A 13,023-nucleotide genomic window follows, 5' to 3' on the forward strand; every position below is an offset into this window, starting at 1 on the left:
GCGACTAATTGTTAGTGATTAGTGTTTATTAATTAATAATTAGTGACTTAGCAAATCTAATAAGCCTTGTTCATCAATCACTTTCACGCCTAAGTCTTGGGCTTTGGTTAACTTAGAACCTGCAGCCTCCCCCGCGACTAAACAGTCGGTGTTTTTAGAAACACTGCCGGCCACTTTTGCCCCCAGCGCTTGTAACTGCGCTTTAGCATCGTTGCGATTTAACTGAGTTAAGGTACCTGTTAATACCCAGGTTTGGCCTTTAAGGCTTAAGGCTGACTCATCAACGGCTTCAAGAGCAGGCCAATTTACACCCGCAGCGACTAACTTATCAATCACTTCAAGGTTATGGGGCTGAGCAAAAAAATGCGCTATATGTTTGGCAACAATCACGCCGACATCATCCACTTCAATTAACTCATCAATGCTGGCCGCTTTAATGGCATCAAGGGTTTTATAATGGCTGGCTAAGTTGGCTGCGGTGGCTTCACCAACTTCACGAATACCTAAGCCATAAATAAATCTTGATAAGGTAGTGGTTTTGGCATCATCAATGGCGGCAACCAGCTTAGTCGCCGACTTCATTGCCATACGTTCTAGCATGGTGATCATCGATGCTGTAAGGGTAAACAGCTCAGCAGGGCTTTGTACTAATTCTTTATCAATCAGTTGCTCAACCACTTTGTCGCCCATGCCATCGATGTTTAATGCTTTGCGAGAGGCAAAATGTTTAATGGCTTCTTTACGCTGGGCTTCACAAAATAAGCCACCACTGCAACGTGCTACCGCTTCACCTTCAAGCCGCTCGACTAAACTGTCACACACTGGGCATACTGTCGGGAAGGTAATCTCTTTAGCATCATCAGGGCGCTTTTCAGCCACAATGGCAACAATTTGCGGGATAACATCACCCGCGCGGCGAATAATCACCGTATCGCCGACTTTTACGCCTAAACGCGCAATTTCATCAGCATTGTGAAGCGTGGCATTTGATACGGTAACACCGCCAACAAACACCGGTTTTAAACGCGCAACCGGCGTCACCGCACCGGTGCGGCCAACTTGAAAATCAACCTCTTCAAGTAGCGTCATCTCTTCTTGCGCGGGAAACTTATAGGCTATTGCCCAGCGCGGCGCTCTAGCGACAAAGCCTAAGGTTGTTTGTTTGGCAATATCATTTACTTTAATTACCACTCCGTCTATCTCGTAAGATAAACTGCTGCGGCGCGTCATAATATCGCTATAGTAAGCAAACACTTCAGGTAAGCTGTCACAGACTTTAACTTCTTGACTAATAGGTAAGCCCCATTGTCTTAATTGGGTAAGCTGCCCAAAGTGACTCTGTGCCATTGGCGAGCTTTCACCTTCGACCACACCTAGAGCATAAGCGTAAAAGCCTAATGCGCGCGTGGCGGTGATTTTGCTGTCTAATTGACGAATACTGCCAGCGGCGGCATTACGTGGGTTAACAAAAGTCTTCTCGCCTTTGGCCTGTTGACGCTGATTAAGCGCATCAAATGCTGCTTTAGGCATGATCACTTCCCCACGCACCTCCATCAGTTCAGGGAAATCATCACCCCGAAGCTTTAACGGAATCGAGTTAATGGTGCGCACATTATCTGTGATGTCTTCACCTACGCTGCCATCGCCTCGCGTTGCTGCGCGCTCTAATACGCCATTACGATATAAAATACTCACCGCTAGACCATCAAGCTTTGGCTCACAGCAGTAACTGACCGTATCTACTTTATCACTAATACGTTTATTAAAGGCTTCAAAGTCTGCTTGCTCAAAGGCATTATCTAAACTGAGCATCGGCTTTAAATGGGTAATTTGATCAAACTTGGCCAGTGGCGCGCCGCCAACTCTTTGGGTGGGAGAATCAATGCTAATCAACTCAGGATGAGCCGTTTCAAGCGCGATAAGGCGCTGCATTAAACGGTCATACTCAGCATCAGGAATACTCGGCGCATCATCCACATAATAAAGAATATTATGACGGTGTAGTTCACTGCTAATTTGCTGTATTTCTGTTTTAATGTCTTGCATAAAATCACTCATCTAAAAAGCAAACAAGGCCGCAAGTGCGGCCTCATTGTAAAATATAATAAAATTTAAGAAACGGCTCGAATTCGGCTTAAGTATGCTTGTTTATTAGTATCAGTCCAGGCGTTACGCTTGTCGTCTAACACTTCAGCGCCTAAGTCATCAGCCAGTTGCTGGGCTGAATTAAGCATAATTGAGAAATTTCTTAACGCATCGCCATGGCAAGGCAATGTCATAAATAACACCACACCTTGAGTGGCAAACTGTTCCATATTGTCAGGGTCAAATACCCCAGGCTTTAACATGTTAGCCATGGAGAATAGCACTTTTCCATTACCGGCATTATCTTGATGACGATGGAAAATATCCATATCGCCGAATTTAAAGTTAAGCGATAACAAACAAGGTAATAGCTCGGCGCCTTGTAATTGTTCATCGTCACGGGCAACCACATGCAGTACTAATACATCTTGCGGCTCGCCAAGTGGCTCTTCTACTGGCTCAGCCTTTGGCGCAGTTTCGACAACAGGAGTGAGCGGCTCTTGTGCTAAGGTTTGATGTTCTGGCGAATGAACACTTGCAGAGCTCACATTAGATTCAGCTTTGGTTACTGAGGCTTTTTCAATAGGGTCGTCAATAAACGGTTCATTAGAGTCATCATTAAACTCTTCACCAAACAGCGCTTGCTGGGTTGGTATATGCTCTGGTTCTTTGGCAGCGGTAGTCATTACGGGATCTTTTCTACCCGGATGGTAACTTGGCGCTTGCACATTCACTGCTGATTGGTTTTGTAGGCCGATGCCCTTTTTTGAACCCGCTGCAGTAATTTCTAGCTCTGCACTATCAAGTTGACTGCTGCTTACATTAGGCTTTAAATGTGGGCTAACCTTCGACTGTCTCATAACAGGCTCAACTGAGACCTCGTCAGCTTTAACCCGTCTCACTTCACCAATACCATCAGCGTCAAACCCCTGTGAGTCACGCTGCTCTGCTTGGCCTTTATAAAACCCCGTCATTGGGTTGTCTTTTAACGTTTTAGGTTGTTGTTTACGAATAGACCAAAACCCATGTACCAATACTGCGATAATCGCTATTGCGCCTAGTATTGACAAAACCAGTTGAAAATCTTCCATTGGTGACCCTGTAATCCTATTTATTCTATTTATTCAGCGTCGGCAAGTGCCACCGCTTCTTCGATATCGACTGCGACTATACGTGAAACGCCCGGTTCATGCATAGTGACACCTATTAATTGATCAGCCATTTCCATGGTGATTTTATTATGGCTAATATAAACAAACTGCACACTCTGTGACATCTCTTTTAATAAGCGGCAAAAACGCTCAACGTTGGCATCATCTAAGGGTGCATCAACTTCATCAAGCATACAAAATGGTGCTGGATTTAGTCTAAATATGGCAAATACTAATGATAAAGCGGTTAAGGCTTTTTCTCCACCACTAAGAAGGTGAATAGTACTATTCTTCTTGCCGGGTGGTTGCGCCATAATGGTCACACCCGTTTCAAGTAAATCATCATCCGTTAAGGCTAAATAGGCTTTACCACCGCCAAAAACCTTAGGGAATAACTTTGATAAGTCCGCATTGACCGCATCATAAGTGGTTTTAAATCGAGTGCGAGTTTCCTTATCGATTTTACGAATGGCCTCTTCAAGTGTGGCTAAGCCTTTATTTAAATCATTATCTTGATTATCTAAATAAGACTTACGTTCACTTTGCTGCTCAAACTCTTCGATTGCCGCGAGGTTAATGGCCCCTAAATGACTGATTTGAGCTCTTACTTTATCAAGGTTTCGCTGCCATACAATGACTTTAGCTGTTTCAGGAATATGCGCTATCACATCTTGAATCTTTATCTGTTGTTCTTCAAGTAACTGAAATTGGCCATCGGCCTGACCTTTTAATCCTTCACGACGTAACTTTAACCCGCTGAGAGACTGAGTCAAGTTTTGCAGTGCACCAAGCTGTTGTTTTTGAATCAATACCGCACTATCGAGCCGAGTTTGTAACTCTGCCTGCTGTGTACGATTTGAATTCAGTAATTGTTGTTTAGCTTGCTGAATGTCGAGTTGCGCGTTTAATTGTGTTTGCAGCTGTTGTAATTGCTGCTCACCTAAACTGGCATTAGTTTGCTGCGAAGATTCCCGCAGCTGCTTGATTTGCGCTGTGGTGGACTCGCTCTGCTGGGTTTGCTGGCTAATATTGGCTTGTAATACTGCTACTTGAGTGTGCAATTGTTGCATTTTTTGCCGGCAACTATTGCTATCACGCTCTTGCTGACTGCGGTTAGCTTTATAATCTCGTAGCTGCTGACTGGCAGTTTGCCAATCTTGATTTACTTGCTGCTGGGTTGCCAACTGCTGTTGATGCGTTTGCTGGGATAACTCAAGCTCGGCAGTTAATCGCTCTATCGCTTGTTGACCTGCGCCAATTTGTCCTTGCAGCTGAGCCACTTGTTCATCAAGGCTTTTTTGTCGGCGTAATCTGTCTTGTTGCTGCAGCACCAAACTGTGGCTCTGAGCATCAAGCTTACTGCAATCTAATTGCAACTGGTGATGTTTAAGTTGAGATTGACTCAATTGCGCGTGAGCATCGCCAACTTGCTGAGTTTGTAAGCTCACTTGCTGCTGCAACTTCAACAATTGCTCATTTAATTGGCTAATTTGTATTTGTAATTGCTGGTACTCATTTTTAAGTGCCAGCTGTGATTGCTTAGAGTCGGCCTTTTTAAAGACAAAGCCATGACCCACTAAATAACCATCTTGGGTGGCAATAATGCCATCTGAGCTTAACTGCTTAAGCTGCGCTTTTGCCTCATCAACACTGGCGCACCAGCTTACATGGTGAAGCCAAGGGGATAAATTAACCGCAGCGCTAATTTGGTGATTCAGCGCGCTCACCTCACCTGTGGCAATAAAACCACTCACTGATGGGCCAATTGCACCACCAGCATCAATCACTTTGGTGGCTAAAATGCCTTGCAGTAATACATCAACAGCCTTTTCCCAGCCTGGCGTTACCTCAATGGTTTGCCATAAAGCTTGCTGATCATCGTCATTGCTGGTTAGCCATTGCTCAATCAGCTCACTTCTGGCGCTTAGTGACGATAACTGCTGTTTTTGCTGCTGATAATCTTCACTTGCCTGAGCTAGCTGTTGTTGCTTATCTTCAAGTTCATCAGTGAGTTGATGCTTGATTTCATCTTCTAATTCAAGTTGCTCTTTAAGGGCGGTTAACTTGAGGTCAAGTGCGGTTAATTCAGCTTGTGAGTCAGACTCAGTATTTCGCTGCTGCTCAGCACTAAGTTCGATTAACTGCTTTTGTTGCTGCGACAGCATTTGTTGTTGATGCTGCAATTTGCTCTGGGTTAGTGCCGCTGCCATTTTGGCATTCGCCGCGCCATCAGATAACACCGATAAATGCTGCTGTAAGTCTGCCGCTTTTTGCTCAACATCTTGCAGCTGAGCATCAATAACGCCCAGCGCTTGTTCTGCTGCAACAAGTTCAGGTTTGCCCTCAGCTAACTGCGCCGTTAATTGTTGCTCTTGCAGCATCAAGGTTTGCAACGCATTACTAGCAACTTGCTGCTGCGAAATGAGATCTGCTAATTGTTTTTCCAGCTGATTATCTTGTAGCTGTTGATGTTTAAGCTGTTGTTCAAGCTTAGCGATTTCTGTGCCTGCTTGATAATACTCGGCCACCAGCTGTTGCTCAGCAGCGGTTAATTCTGCAATTTGGGTTTTAAGCTGAGTAAGGGTTAATTCAGTGGTTTCACCATCAGCATTGGCAGCAGCTAAATTAACTTCAAGTTGTAAAATCTCTTGGGCAATATTGTCGCTTTGGTTTTTAAGCTCTTGATAGCGCATCACCAACAATTGCGCATGTAAGTCACGTTCTTGTTGCTTAAACTCACGATATTGCTTGGCGGCCTGCGCTTGTTGTTCAAGCTTGTCGATTTGGCTACCGAGCTCTAAGCGAATATCGCCCAATCGCTCCAAGTTTTCACGGGTATGACGAATACGGTTTTCAGTTTCACGGCGGCGTTCTTTATAACGGGAAATGCCTGCTGCTTCTTCAATAAAAACCCGCAGTTCTTGGGGTTTAGATTCAATAAGACGCGAAATCGTCCCCTGCTCGATAATGGCATAACTTCGTGGGCCCAAACCTGTGCCCATAAATAAATCGGTAATATCTTTACGGCGACACTTTTGACCATTCAAAAAGTAATTTGAGTCACCATCGCGACTGACTTGTCTTTTTACCGATATTTCTTGATAACTGGCATATTGGCCTGCTAATCGACCATCGAGATTTTCAAAGCTCAACTCAATGCTGGCAACTGACACGGGTTTTCTGGCGCTAGAGCCATTAAAAATCACATCCATCATCGAGTCGCCACGCAAATGCTTAGCAGAGCTTTCGCCTAGCACCCAGCGCACGGCATCAATGACATTGGATTTACCACATCCATTGGGGCCTATAATGGCCGTTAAAGGTTGGTTGAAGGGAATTTTGGTGGAGTCAACGAACGACTTAAAGCCAGCAAGTTTTATTTGTTTTAATCGCATTGTGCTTGTGAAGTTGTTCCAGTGAGATTGATTAAGAAGCGTCGATGAATAATCATCTCGTCTGCGTAAGACGGATAAAGTACAACTTTACCAATCGCGCTGCATTTTGTAACGATTTTTATGACTTAAACACACTTTAAGGCTTGTTTTCCGCTCAATGCATCACCACAATCATCATAACTAGTTTTTTCAAGGATGTAATCGATGCCAATTAAACCAATGAAAAGTGGTGTTAATTATTTTATGGATGGGTTTAAGCTCATAAAACAACCGGGGCTACGAACCTTTGTCTTCATTCCATTAATGGTTAACTTAGTTTTATTCTCAACGGTCATTTATTTTGCCATTGGTAAATTAGATGAAATGTTTGCTTGGATGAACGGCCAAATCCCCGAATACCTCACATGGTTAAATTTTTTCCTGTGGCCACTGGCGGTTGTGAGCTTATTAGTGGTGATGTCTTTTATCTTTAGCTCAGTGATGAACTGGATAGCTGCGCCCTTTAATGGCCTGCTGGCTGAAAAAGTTGAGATGCACCTAACGGGTAAGTCACTTAACTCTGGCACAACGGTAGATTTAATTAAAGATTTGCCACGAATAATGGGCCGAGAGTGGACTAAATTAAAATACTACCTGCCTAGAGCATTACTGTTTCTAGTGTTATTTATCGTGCCTGTTGTTGGCCAAACCGCCGCCCCCGTTTTATGGTTTTTATTCAGTGCATGGATGATGGCAATTCAGTATTGCGACTTCCCATTCGATAACCATAAAGTGCCGTTTGAGGATATGAAGTTTGCCCTCAATCAAACTAAAGGCACCAGCTACACCTTTGGCGCCACAGTAACGCTGTTTTCAATGATCCCGATAGTGAACTTTATCGTCATGCCAGTAGCTATTTGCGGCGCCACCGCCATGTGGGTTGATAAATACCGTGATGCTTATAAGCATCCAGAAATAGCACCTGAATAGTTTCGCAATGAGAATATCGTTGTTGATTCTGCGGTATTGATATCAAGAGGCCTCGACATTTTGTTGAGGCTTTTTATTGCATATCTGTCTCTTACTGAGGTTTGTGACTAATACTTTGATTATTTGCTGTTGCCTTTAAGTATGCATATGAGGCTAACGTTAGGAAGCGGCCTATTGAGCATGCGTCATCCTAGTTTTTAACAAGTAAATATTTATCAATTGTTAATTCCAAGCCCTCAAACGCAAGTAACAACTAAAAACATTTTAATCACATAAAATTAACGACTTTAGTATGACTTTCTGCGACAATCTCGCAAACTAACAATAAGTTACAGATTCATCATGAGAAGTATTGTGAAAAAATACCTGACAACACCTTTGTTTCTATCAAATTCCACCATTAGAAGCGCAGCTATTTTAAGCGTGTTTTTTAGCACTTTTCTGCTCCCTGCTTCTGTTATCGCTGGTGATGCAAGTCAATTTAATATCGCCATTCCAACCTTATCCGAGGCTGTAGAAATCGATGGCGAGTTGAATGAGCCACAGTGGCAACAAGCTGCCACTATGCAGCTTAAATATGAAACCTCACCGGGTGAAAACATTGCCGCCCCCGTTAGCACTGAAGCGAAAATATTTGCCACAGAAACCAGTTTGTTTGTTGCCTTTTTGGCTAATGACCCAAACCCTGAACAGATCCGCAGTAATTTACGTGACCGCGATAGCTCATGGGGTGATGATCAAGTGGGTATTAAGCTCGACACCTTTAATAATGCCCGCCTTGCCTATCAGTTTTTTATCAACCCTTATGGGGTTCAAAATGACTCTATTGAAAATGAGTTAACAGGTGAAGAAAGTGATGCCTGGGACGGTATTTGGTATGCTAGTGGTCAGATCACAGCCCAAGGTTATCAAGTTGAACTAGAGCTACCATTAAGACTATTTAACTTTGATGACAATAAAGACCTGCAAACTTGGGGCATTGAATTAATTCGCTTTTACCCAAGAAATGAAACCCATCGTATATCAAGCCATAAAATTGATCGTAATGTGTCATGTCAATTATGCCAACTCGGCACCGCAACAGGCCTTGAAGGCGCTAAGCAAGGTAAAGATATTCAAATTACGCCATCAGTGGTGGCAACCAGTAATAATCAACGTAATCTTAATCCTAACCAGCCTTGGGAAGATGATAATCATGTTGAAGCTGGGCTCGATTTACGTTGGGGCATCACCCCTACAACGTTATTAAATGCCACCATTAATCCTGACTTTTCCCAAGTAGAAGCCGATTCTGGTCAGCTAGATGTTAACAATACTTTTGCGTTATTTTACCCTGAAAAACGTGCTTTCTTTTTAGATAATAAAGATTATTTCGATACCCAATTAAGCCTATTACACACTCGTAATATTGCCTCACCTGACTATGGGGTAAAGCTTACCAGTAAAACTGATGATCACACTTTAGCTGTGTTGGCGGCTAATGACGAAAATACCCAGTTTTTAATCCCGGGTAACTTAAGCTCAGATATCGCCACCATTAACGAAGAAAGCTATAACCTTGCAGCAAGGTACCGCTTTGATCCCAACAAGAAGCTATCTTTTGGTGGTCTGGTTACCGCTAAAACCTCAGAGAATTACCATAACTATGTTGCCAGTGTTGATATCAAGTATCAGCCCACTGAGCAAGATACTTTTACCGGGCAATATGTATTTTCAGACACGCAATATCCTGATGATTTGTTTCAACAGTTTTGCCAAGGCGAGGATTGCAGCGCACCGCCACAAAGCTGTGAGTTGGGTAATTGTGAATACAATGAACGCGTGCTACGCACTAACAAGCAAGATAACTTTTCCGACAGTATGTACCGGGTAAGCTACGACCATATTCGTCGTAACTGGCGCGCCTTTAGCCGTTATGAATCCATTGGTGAAGACTTTAGAGCTGACTTAGGTTTTATTGACCGAATTGATGCCAGTAAGTTTGTCGTCGGCGGTAATTATGTTTGGTACCCAATGGAAAACTTTTTCAACAAAGTGGTATTTGGCGGCGATTGGGACATTACCCACAATCAAAATAATGAAAAAATTGAACAAGAAGCTGAGGTGTATATTGAGTTTAACGGCGGCTTACAAAGTTACATCTCAACCGGTTTTGTTCACAAAGACCGCGTAGGTAGACGCCATGATGGCTCATCACTGGCCATTGATGGCAATGCCACCATGTACGATATTAATTTCAATTGGTTGTACGCCAACTTTACCCCGATACAGTCACTGAAATTAGAAATTGATATGAACTACGGTGATGATATTGATTACGCCAACGACCGTGCGGCTACTGTGACTATGTTTAACCCAGCGGTGGAGTGGAAGGTGACTGAGTCAATCATCTTAGATGTGAATCATCGCTACCAAACCCTTGATGTTGATGAAGGTACTTTGTTTACCGCTAACCTGACTGATTTACGTCTCAATTGGCAAATCAGCTTAAATAGTTTTTTACGTTTAAGCAGTGTCTATACCGATATTGAGCGCGATCCAAGTTTATATCAATACCAATCGCCGAATAAGCAAAGTCAGAATTTAGGCAATGAAATTTTATATGGCTATAAGCTAAATCCACAAAGTGTATTTTATCTGGGTTATTCCGACGGCTTGGTTGCTACCGATGAAATCGATTCATTAACCCAAAAAGATAAAACCTACTTTATGAAAGTAAGTTATGCCTGGTTACTGTAGTTATTAGTCGTTAGTTGTTTAAGATTTTACCCATTGATGATCAAAAAGACTGCCTTGGCAGTCTTTTTGATTTAGTTGAAAGTACACACAGTTAAAATTAAGTCTTCTCTAAAATAATACTGCCAACAGAGTAGCCTGCTCCAAACGAGCAAAGCAGACCTAAATCACCAGTTTTAAAGTCGTGATTATATTTATTAAAAGCAATAATCGAGCCCGCTGAAGCCGTGTTTGCGTATTCATCTAATACCACTGGTGCCTGCGCTGCATCCACATTGTCACCAAGCAGTTTACGCACCACAAACTGATTCATATTGATATTGGCTTGATGTAACCACAAGCGTTTAAATTCATTAGCTTGTATCTGCTCTTGTTCGAGTTGCTTGTCTAAATGCTGATAAATCATTGGCAACAACTCTTTAAATACCTTGCGCCCTTGTTGATGAAACAACTTATCACTGCTGTTAGCATTGAGCGGATCACAGCGATTCATATGGCCAAAATTACTGCGGATATTATTAGAGTAATCAGTAACGCATTTGCTCGACAGCACATTAAAAGCAAACTCAGTCTGAGCATTGTTCGCTTTTTCAACCACAACTGCGGTTGCGACATCGCCAAAAATAAAGTGGCTATCGCGATCGCGATAATTAACCTGCGGCGAACATATTTCAGGATTAATCACCAATACCCTAGATGCTGTACCTGACTGCACGGCATTGATCGCATTGACTATGGCAAATGTAGCTGACGAACACGCCACCAACATGTCGTAGGCAAAGCCCTTTGTGCCCATGGCTTGCTGAATTTCGATAGCAATTGCAGGGTATGAGCGCTGAGTATAAGCACAGGCAACAATCACTAAGTCAATGTCACTGGCGAGCAGTTTAGCCTGTTCTAAGGCTTTATTCGCCGCCGCGATACCCATTTCAGCCTGCATAGATAATTCGGTACTTGGGCGATCTTTTATCAAAGGCATCATGATGTCAGGCTCTAAAATGCCCTCTTTGACCATCACATAACGCTGCTTAATTCCTGAGGCTTTTTCGATAAATTCAGCCGATGAGTGGGCTAATGCGTTTAATTCACCATTCGCGATTAAGCTAGCATGCTGGCTGTTATATTGGTCGACGTAACGATTAAGGCTTGTTACTAGCTCTTCATTACTAATGCTATGGGGTGGGGTGTAAAGTCCACTTCCTGAAATCACCACTTTGTTCATATTATATCTGCCATTAAGGTATTGGGGAGTAACAAGTTTCCCACCTCGACATTGCCATACTGATAACTTTTGGCCATCTGGTTAATACAGGGAAAATTTTACAATTAAAACAAGTCTATTGGGTTCTGGCATTTTCGCTAAGCACTAATTGACGATTTGCTAAAGGTCTGACCATCTAAGCGAGTAATAATGTGCTTAACTGTTGCAGCAAAAGTAAATGATTGTTAATTAAGAAGATGCTTTATTATTATAGTAGAGTTTGCTTTAATAACTAAAAGGAATAACGAATAACTAACTGTCACTGTTAAAGCCACCTAAACCGATTATCATTAGACAATGCAAACAAGGAGCTAAACCATGAGCAACATTTACGAAGACAATTCATATACGCTAGGTAATACCCCACTAGTGCGCCTTAATCGAGTAAGCAATGGTAATGTGCTAGCAAAAATAGAAGCACGCAATCCAAGTTTCAGTGTTAAGTGTCGTATCGGTGCCAACATGATTTGGGATGCCGAAAAGAAAGGTACCCTCAAAGCTGGTATCGAATTAGTTGAGCCAACCTCAGGTAATACTGGTATTGCACTAGCTTATGTTGCTGCCGCGCGCGGTTACCAGCTAACACTTACTATGCCAAACACCATGAGCCTTGAGCGCCGCAAATTATTAAAAGCATTAGGTGCTAACCTTGTGTTAACTGAAGGCGCTAAGGGCATGAAAGGCGCGATTGATAAAGCAGAAGAAATTCGTTTATCTGATCCTTCAAAGTACCTTATTCTCGGTCAATTCAGTAACCCTGCGAACCCAGAAATTCATGAAAAAACCACAGGCCCAGAAATCTGGAATGACACCGATGGTAAAGTCGATGTATTCGTAGCAGGTGTTGGTACTGGCGGTACTATTGCGGGTGTGAGCCGTTACTTAAAAAGTCAGAATAAAGATATTGTGTCAGTGGCGGTTGAGCCAGTTGATTCTCAAGTTATTGCTCAAGCTAAAGCAGGTGAGCCTCTGCAACCTGGACCGCACAAAATTCAAGGTATTGGCGCAGGTTTCATCCCTGGCAACTTAGATTTAGATTTGGTTGATCTTGTGCAAGCTGTTAGCAATGAAGATGCAATTGATATGGCGCGCCGCTTAATGAAAGAAGAAGGTATCTTAGTGGGTATTTCTTCAGGTGCAGCTGTAGTTGCAGCGAATCGTATTGCTGAACTGCCAGAGTATGCAGGCAAAAATATTGTTGTTATTTTGCCTTCAGCTGCAGAGCGTTACTTATCATCAGCACTATTTGCTGGCGAATTTAGCGATAGCGAAAACGTACAGTAACCATATTTAGTGACTGATTGCTAAAAATCGCTAAACACTTTAAAAGCTCTGCATTTGCAGAGCTTTTTATTGGTTTAAACAAACGTAACTACCTGCACATAAGTAAGTTTCAATTCAACTATCTGCAACTTCTAAGGCGTGT

Annotated in this window: 7 protein-coding genes; 3 read left to right on the forward strand and 4 right to left on the reverse strand. The window is 42.8% G+C overall.

Going from position 1 to position 13,023, the window contains the following annotated elements; genetic code table 11:
• Positions 1 to 39: 39 nt before the first annotated feature.
• The 3 genes from ligA to Q4533_RS10645 all read right to left on the reverse strand — a co-directional run bounded on the left by ligA (position 40) and on the right by Q4533_RS10645 (position 6,631).
• Positions 40 to 2,046: an NAD-dependent DNA ligase LigA gene (gene ligA, locus Q4533_RS10635; RefSeq protein ID WP_303502711.1), complete on the reverse strand. Its 2,007-nt coding sequence runs from the start codon at positions 2,044 to 2,046 to the stop codon at positions 40 to 42.
• 65 nt (positions 2,047 to 2,111) lie between these two features.
• The gene (gene zipA / locus Q4533_RS10640; RefSeq protein ID WP_303502712.1) at positions 2,112 to 3,176 is read right to left on the reverse strand and encodes a cell division protein ZipA; all 1,065 of its coding nucleotides are present in this window, start codon (positions 3,174 to 3,176) and stop codon (positions 2,112 to 2,114) included.
• Between the two features lie 29 nt (positions 3,177 to 3,205).
• Positions 3,206 to 6,631 carry a chromosome segregation protein SMC gene (locus tag Q4533_RS10645; protein WP_303502713.1) on the reverse strand — a complete coding sequence of 1,142 codons (3,426 nt, stop codon included), beginning with the start codon at positions 6,629 to 6,631 and terminating at the stop codon, positions 3,206 to 3,208.
• Between the two features lie 204 nt (positions 6,632 to 6,835).
• Here Q4533_RS10645 and cysZ point away from each other — a divergent pair, with 204 nt between their 5' ends.
• Both cysZ and Q4533_RS10655 read left to right on the forward strand, forming a co-directional pair.
• Positions 6,836 to 7,600 (forward strand): sulfate transporter CysZ, encoded by a 765-nt coding sequence (gene cysZ, locus Q4533_RS10650; RefSeq protein WP_076540003.1) that lies wholly within the window; start codon positions 6,836 to 6,838, stop codon positions 7,598 to 7,600.
• Positions 7,601 to 7,942: 342 nt separating this feature from the next.
• Entirely contained in the window at positions 7,943 to 10,339 is a 2,397-nt protein-coding gene (locus tag Q4533_RS10655; protein ID WP_102532111.1) for a carbohydrate binding family 9 domain-containing protein, read from the forward strand.
• A 97-nt stretch (positions 10,340 to 10,436) separates the two neighbouring features.
• Here Q4533_RS10655 and Q4533_RS10660 read toward each other — a convergent pair whose 3' ends face one another.
• Entirely contained in the window at positions 10,437 to 11,558 is a 1,122-nt protein-coding gene (locus tag Q4533_RS10660) for a beta-ketoacyl-ACP synthase III (RefSeq protein WP_303502714.1), read from the reverse strand.
• 357 nt (positions 11,559 to 11,915) lie between these two features.
• On the opposite strand from Q4533_RS10660, the gene cysK reads away from it, so the two are divergent.
• Complete coding sequence (cysK, locus tag Q4533_RS10665; RefSeq protein WP_303502715.1) at positions 11,916 to 12,881, forward strand: cysteine synthase A; 966 nt, start codon at positions 11,916 to 11,918, stop codon at positions 12,879 to 12,881.
• Positions 12,882 to 13,023: the final 142 nt, after the last annotated feature.

The sequence above is a fragment of the Shewanella sp. 6_MG-2023 genome, assembly GCF_030547195.1.
Lineage (GTDB): Bacteria > Pseudomonadota > Gammaproteobacteria > Enterobacterales > Shewanellaceae > Shewanella.

Bases quoted from the DNA above. Each gene is read 5' to 3' on its own strand.
- ligA (WP_303502711.1), bottom strand. From the start codon at position 2,046: ATGCAAGACATTAAAACAGAAATACAGCAAATTAGCAGTGAACTACAC.
- zipA (WP_303502712.1), bottom strand. From the start codon at position 3,176: ATGGAAGATTTTCAACTGGTTTTGTCAATACTAGGCGCAATAGCGATT.
- Q4533_RS10660 (WP_303502714.1), bottom strand. From the start codon at position 11,558: ATGAACAAAGTGGTGATTTCAGGAAGTGGACTTTACACCCCACCCCAT.
- cysK (WP_303502715.1), top strand. From the start codon at position 11,916: ATGAGCAACATTTACGAAGACAATTCATATACGCTAGGTAATACCCCA.
- Q4533_RS10645 (WP_303502713.1), bottom strand. From the start codon at position 6,631: ATGCGATTAAAACAAATAAAACTTGCTGGCTTTAAGTCGTTCGTTGAC.
- cysZ (WP_076540003.1), top strand. From the start codon at position 6,836: ATGCCAATTAAACCAATGAAAAGTGGTGTTAATTATTTTATGGATGGG.
- Q4533_RS10655 (WP_102532111.1), top strand. From the start codon at position 7,943: ATGAGAAGTATTGTGAAAAAATACCTGACAACACCTTTGTTTCTATCA.